Below are 6000 nucleotides of genomic sequence, written 5' to 3' on the forward strand. Positions count from 1 at the left end.
GGACTTGTAGAAGCTTTTGCTAAGCTGAAAGTAGGTAAGGAGAATACGGATGTAATTTACGCCCTTAGTTGGATTTTGTTGAATTTATGCCTCTTAAAAATGGTTGCTTTCTCAATTGCTGTTCGTATTGTTCTTTGCTTATAAACGGCCATAGCTCATGATCTCCTTTATGCATAAATTCTTCAAACTGCTCTTTCCGCTCATTTAGTTTTACGCCATAATGTTGTCCCAAAGTGAGGGCAGTAAATAACAAGTCTTTAAATGAAAACCGTAATAGCGGATTTATATGATCAAAGTAAGGCCACTCGTACTCAAAATCCGAATGTAGGAATAAAATAAACCGAGCGATGTCTTTCAGTTCTTTATCAGAAAGTTGGTGTTTGCCAGTAAGTGTATGATTTTCTAAATCGCTATATAAACACCAGCTTAATTCGAGCATTGGTCTTATGATAGGATCATCAAATTTGACTTGTTTTGAAGAATAATAATGTTCAGGAAGATAACCAAAGGATACATTGTCTAGTATCTCCTCCTCAAACTCATCATTGCTAATAAGCCCGACAACTAAATGTCTTAAATGATACGCAAGTTCCTTTCTACGTGCTAAGTCAACCATATTAAAATGTTTTCTTAAAGATAGTAAATTTTCACCTCCCCATTCCCGCTATTCACCGAGTTTTCCCGATCGTTAGTCTAAAGCCTGTAGGCTAGGGGCCTGTTGTGTTGTAGTTTTGAGTCAACAAATAAGAACTAAAAAACTAACACTATAAAAAAAGACATTATGAAAACGCTAGTAAAAACATTCGCAGCAGCAGCTTTAATCGCAGTATCTACATTCGCTATGGCATCTGAAGGACCTGGAACAAAATCGGCAAAAACAAATGTTAACCTTTCCACAGCAGACTTCGCTTTAGAGCACTATGTGGCAGTAACGACTGAGGGTGAATCAGCAGGCGTAGAGCAGTTATTCGCTGAAGATTTTACTCAAAAGATCCAATCTACCAATACGCAGTCTAACAGCCGTAGCGAAGTGGTTAAATCCTTGAAAAAACAAAAAGGCGAAAAGCTAAACTGTACGGTAAGCACCGATATCATCGAGGAATCGGCAGACTATATGGTCGCTAAAGTGACTTTGAAATTTGAAAACTTCACCAAGACTGATCTGGTTAGTTTGGAGCGTGTGGGCAATGACTGGAAAGTATCCAAATCAATCAATTCGTATAAATAGAATTTTACAACTGGTGGTTTGCCAATCTTAAAAAGACAAACCACTAGTGAATCATATGTTTATTTAAGGCCACGTCGTGAGATGTGGCTTTTTATTTGGATAGCCACAGGTTATTATCTAAGCGTCGCGAGTTAAAAAGAGTTAACAACATTGCTAAATGTTTGTTTTCATAATATTTTTAATGTAAAACTAATTGAAAGTGAGTGGACTACAGTTGTTATTGCTTTTGCTCTTTATCACAAACATATCTTCTGCACAAGATCTGAAAGGCACGATTAAAGATAAGCATTCGGGTGATTTTCTTATAGGTGTTTCGATCAAAGTAGCTTCGCGCAGCATCTATTCGGATGGCTATGGCAAATTTATAGTGTCAGGCATTAAGCTTGGAGATACAATCACCTTTTCTTCAATCGGATATCGTGCGGTTAACTATATAGTAGATAATAGCAATCTTGATCATTTGGTCATATATATGGAGCAGGCAACAATCTTGTTGGATGAAGTCAAGATCAATCCCTTAAGAAATTATAGGGCTGATTCCTTAAAGTTTCGGGAAGAATTTGCCAAGACCTTCAATTATAGTAAACCCAAATTTAAAGACATTTTCATCACCAAAAACTATTCTTCAAATGTCCCGCGACATCCTAATCAAGCAAATAATAGTACCGCCTCGCTGATAAGTGTTGATGTGCTTTCTGTTATTTCTCTATTGGGAAAAAAACGTAATCCTCAATCCAAGCTCTAACAGAAATTAATAAAGGAAGAAGAAGAGCGGTATCTTGATAATACCTTTTCAAAACGTATGGTTCAAAATTTGACGGGCCTTACAGGGGACTCTCTACAAACTTTCATGCAATTGTACCGTCCGAATATTGATACAGCGAAATACATGTCCGACTATGATATTATCCTGTACATCAAAAAGAGTTTTCAAGAATATATCAAACCTTAAGTAGTTTTGTTTTGTGAACTGTTCTTTCGCTATGGCAGCTGAAGGACCAGGAGCAAAAACAACAAAAGCAAACGTTAACCTTTCCACCGCAGACTTGGCTTTGGATGATTATGTGGCGATAACCACTGAAGGAGAATCTGCAGGAGTGGAGCAGTTATTTGCAGAAGATTTCAATCAAAAGATCCAAGCTTCCAATACGCAATCTAACAGCCGTAGCGAAGTGGTTAAATCCTTGAAAAAACAAAAAGGCGAAAAGCTAAACTGTACAGTAAGCACCGATATCATCGAGGAATCGGCAGACTATATGGTCGCTAAAGTGACTTTGAAATTTGAAAACTTCACCAAAACAGATTTAGTTACTTTGGAACGAGAAGGCAATAATTGGAAAGTATTTAAATCAATTAATTCGTATAAGTAGTATCCAATATATATCATTTTATTACCTTTCAATTTTAGTCAACTTTATGCTGTCACTTTTATTTCTAAACTTATACAAATATCCTTTTTTGATAATGAATTCAGTTGAGTCTGTTGTTAAATAGTATTCATCCGCTTTTCTAATAAATTTCCCCTCTAAAAAGTAAGCTGATGAACCAGGGCTATTGCTTTCACTCATACTAAAGGTGTTTTCGAGCTTCCAATGTGTAATTGTATAAGTTTCGTCTTTCAGTTTAAAGTTCCAACTTTCAAGTCGATTATTTTGGTATCTATCAATTCCTTTGTCAAACAAGTAGAACATTATTATTCCAGAAATAATAGAATTGACTATGAAAAGAGCAACAAATTCCCTTTTCATAAAGTATAAAATCAAAGCAATAATTAAATTCAAGATGACGACAAGTGGTACAAGTATTAAAATTCCAATTGAAACGCTCGGATCAGGATTCATTTGTTTAACCCATAACCAAATGATTGCAAAATCGATTATTGTCAATAGAATAATCCTGATCCAAATTTTCATTTTAGCAATTTAGTTTTTGTGGTGTTCTGTTAGACTTCAATTAATATCTTTACTCGAACTGTTTATTCTGGTAATTTCCTTTTTAAATATAGCTTAATTGAATCGTTAATTCGAATGATAACTTTCACCTCCCCATTCCCGCCATTCACCGAGTTTTCTAGGTCGTTGGTCTAAAGCCCGTAGGCTGGGGGCGTATTGTCTGGTAGTTTTGAGTCAACAAATAAGAACAGATAAAAAACTAACACAATAAAATAAAGACATTATGAAAGCATTAGTAAAAACATTCGCAGCAGCAGCTTTAATCGCAGTATCTACTTTCGCTATGGCAGCAGAAGGACCAGGAGCAAAATCAACAAAAGCAAACGTTAACCTTTCCACAGCAGACTTTGCTTTAGAACACTATGTGGCGGTAACTACGGAGGGAGAATCAGCAGGAGTAGAGCAGTTGTTCGCCGAAGATTTTAATCAAAAGATCCAAGCTACAAATGCACAAACCCACGGCCGTGAAGCTATAGTTAAACTATTGAAAAAGCAAAAAGGAGAAAAACTAAACTGTACAGTAAGCACCGATATCATCGAGGAATCAGCAGATTATATGGTTGCTAAAGTAGTCTTGAAATTTGAAAACTTCACCAAGACTGATCTGGTGACTTTGGAGCGTGTGGGCAATGACTGGAAAGTATCCAAATCAATCAATTCGTATAAATAGGAGCCATCTTAAATAAATATATATGTTGTAGAGCCACGTCATAAGATGTGGCTTTTTTATGATCTATTTAATAGCGAGTTGTCTCGGGGATAACGTAGTGAGTCGAGCTCAATCAGAAAAATTAAGTAGAAGGAATAGATAAATTTAGCAGAAAGATTAGGTAATTTAAGAAGAAGAAATAGGAGAAGAACATAAAGGAATGTACAGTTATAATGCTCGTACAATAGGTTGTGGGCTATTTTAGAAGGGAAAGAGTAAATATTTTAGGGAAAGGATTAGGGAAAGGATTAGGGAAAGGATTAGGGAAAGGATTAGGGAAAGATTAGGAGAAGAAGAAGTAGAAAAAAAGTAGAAGAATTAGTAGAAAGATAGTGGGGTCACCTTGTTTATAGATCTTGATTGCGCTAGAGTGGATCGTGTAGTTTAATCACACCTTTACTTTCAATAGCTCGTATAATGAAGCATTGATAAACTGGATAGTCTTTACCTTTAACTTACCCTAGCTCATCAGCAGCGCGATTACCTTTCCTGGCCAATCGTCTATTTTCTGCAGAATACACAAGAGGCCTACGTTGGCGAGACCACCGATATGGTGACCCGTATGAAAGCTCATCTCAAAACAGAAAATAAGCAACAGCTCAAATCTGTATCCTTGATATTAAGCGATCTCTTCAACAAGTCTGCCACATTGGATTTAGAATCCAACCTGATCCGCTACATTGCGGCAGATGGCCAGTTTAACTTATTAAATGGCAACTTAGGCCTATCTGATCACAAATTTTATCAGCAGAAGGAAATTTACTGGGAGCTGTTTCGTGATATCTGGTCCGAGTTGCGGTCACTTGGCATCGCCCGGCATTCCTTGGAATATATCGATAATTCCGACCTGTTCAAATATTCGCCCTACAAGACTCTTTCGCGTGAACAGACCAACGGGCTGAAGATGATCCTCAACTGCTTGTTGGATGATCAGGCTAAAGTCAGTCTGATCCATGGCGGGGCAGGTACCGGAAAGTCTATCTTAGCCATCTTTTTATTTAAATTGCTCAAAACCGATCTGAAAGATTTTAACAGAGCCGATTTTGACGAGTCCGACGAGGAGCTGTTTCAGCTTGTGGAGGCCGTTCGCTATAAATATGGACTGCTCGAAATAGGGTTGGTCATACCCATGCAATCCTTTCGTAAAACGATTTCCAAAGTATTTAAAAATATCAAAGGTTTATCTCCCAAGATGGTTATTGATCCTGCGGAGGTGGCCAAGAGAAAATACGATCTCCTGATTGTGGACGAAGGGCACCGGCTGCGACAATGGAAAAATCTAGCAGCCTATTATGGTACTTTCCGCAGGGTATCTCAGCAATTGGGATTTGATGAACTGACTTGTTCTGAACTGGATTGGATCGAACAGCAAGCCGACCGTTCTATTATATTCTACGACGAGTTTCAGTCTATTAAGCCGTCGGATGTCGACGCACAGCGATTTATCGATCTCCAGCTCAAAAGCAGTACCCGTATTGAGCGCTTGCGTTCACAATTTCGCGTCAGGGGCGGGGCACCCTATATGGATCTTATCCATGGGATCTTTAAAGATGGAGCAGCGATGCCAGCCAAGCTTTTTGAAAGTGTCCATTATGATTTTAAGCTTTTTGACCATCTTGATGAAATGGTCGCTACGATCAAGAGTAAAAATGAGCAGGAAGGATTATGCCGTATGGTAGCGGGATTTGCATGGGAGTGGATTTCCAAAAATGACCGCACGCTCAATGATATTGTTATTGGAGAGAGTCAGCTACAATGGAATAGCACGGATGTAGATTGGGTCAATTCGCCCAATGCAATCAATGAGGTCGGCTGTATTCATACCACCCAAGGTTATGATCTTAACTATACCGGGTTGATCATCGGCCCAGAGTTGGATTATGACTTTACGACCAAGAGCTTCGTTATCTATAAAGATAGATACAAAGATAAAAATGGGAAGAACTCCATTAGCGATCCTAAAGTTCTTAAAAATTATATCCTCAATATCTACCGTACAATCCTATTTCGAGGGATCCGGGGAACCTATGTTTACGTCTGTAATGATAATCTTAGAGCATACCTTTCGCAGTTTATCAAACAACAGCAGAAACGTATCCGTCCTATGAAGT

At 38.0% G+C, this 6000-nt stretch carries 7 protein-coding genes; 5 read left to right on the plus strand and 2 right to left on the minus strand.

The genetic code is table 11. The annotated features are described in order from the left end of the window. Positions 1–64: 64 nt before the first annotated feature. Entirely contained in the window at positions 65–616 is a 552-nt protein-coding gene (locus tag B3139_RS17070) for a hypothetical protein (RefSeq protein ID WP_293884749.1), read from the minus strand. A 165-nt stretch (positions 617–781) separates the two neighbouring features. On the opposite strand from B3139_RS17070, the gene B3139_RS17075 reads away from it, so the two are divergent. The 3 genes from B3139_RS17075 to B3139_RS17085 all read left to right on the plus strand — a co-directional run bounded on the left by B3139_RS17075 (position 782) and on the right by B3139_RS17085 (position 2598). Then, positions 782–1228: a nuclear transport factor 2 family protein gene (locus B3139_RS17075; RefSeq protein WP_293884750.1), complete on the plus strand. Its 447-nt coding sequence runs from the start codon at positions 782–784 to the stop codon at positions 1226–1228. Between the two features lie 199 nt (positions 1229–1427). Then, positions 1428–1973, plus strand: a complete 546-nt coding sequence (locus tag B3139_RS17080; RefSeq protein WP_293884751.1) for a carboxypeptidase-like regulatory domain-containing protein — start codon at positions 1428–1430, stop codon at positions 1971–1973. 238 nt (positions 1974–2211) lie between these two features. Continuing rightward, entirely contained in the window at positions 2212–2598 is a 387-nt protein-coding gene (locus B3139_RS17085) for a nuclear transport factor 2 family protein (RefSeq protein WP_293884752.1), read from the plus strand. 21 nt (positions 2599–2619) lie between these two features. Here the strand turns inward: B3139_RS17085 and B3139_RS17090 are convergent, their stop codons facing one another. Beyond that, positions 2620–3141: a hypothetical protein gene (locus tag B3139_RS17090; protein ID WP_293884753.1), complete on the minus strand. Its 522-nt coding sequence runs from the start codon at positions 3139–3141 to the stop codon at positions 2620–2622. Positions 3142–3403: 262 nt separating this feature from the next. Here B3139_RS17090 and B3139_RS17095 point away from each other — a divergent pair, with 262 nt between their 5' ends. Next, entirely contained in the window at positions 3404–3850 is a 447-nt protein-coding gene (locus B3139_RS17095) for a nuclear transport factor 2 family protein (protein ID WP_293884754.1), read from the plus strand. A gap of 601 nt (positions 3851–4451) precedes the next feature. After that, on the plus strand, positions 4452–6000 hold a 1549-nt coding region (locus B3139_RS17100; RefSeq protein WP_293884755.1), incomplete at its 3' end, for a DNA/RNA helicase domain-containing protein.

The sequence above is a fragment of the Sphingobacterium sp. UBA1498 genome (assembly GCF_002325125.1).
Classification (GTDB): Bacteria; Bacteroidota; Bacteroidia; order Sphingobacteriales; family Sphingobacteriaceae; genus Sphingobacterium.

What these genes read in the sequence shown, in the direction of transcription:
- B3139_RS17070 (WP_293884749.1), bottom strand. Translation starts at nt 616, where the DNA reads ATGGTTGACTTAGCACGTAGAAAGGAACTTGCGTATCATTTAAGACAT.
- B3139_RS17075 (WP_293884750.1), top strand. Translation starts at nt 782, where the DNA reads ATGAAAACGCTAGTAAAAACATTCGCAGCAGCAGCTTTAATCGCAGTA.
- B3139_RS17085 (WP_293884752.1), top strand. Translation starts at nt 2,212, where the DNA reads ATGGCAGCTGAAGGACCAGGAGCAAAAACAACAAAAGCAAACGTTAAC.
- B3139_RS17090 (WP_293884753.1), bottom strand. Translation starts at nt 3,141, where the DNA reads ATGAAAATTTGGATCAGGATTATTCTATTGACAATAATCGATTTTGCA.
- B3139_RS17095 (WP_293884754.1), top strand. Translation starts at nt 3,404, where the DNA reads ATGAAAGCATTAGTAAAAACATTCGCAGCAGCAGCTTTAATCGCAGTA.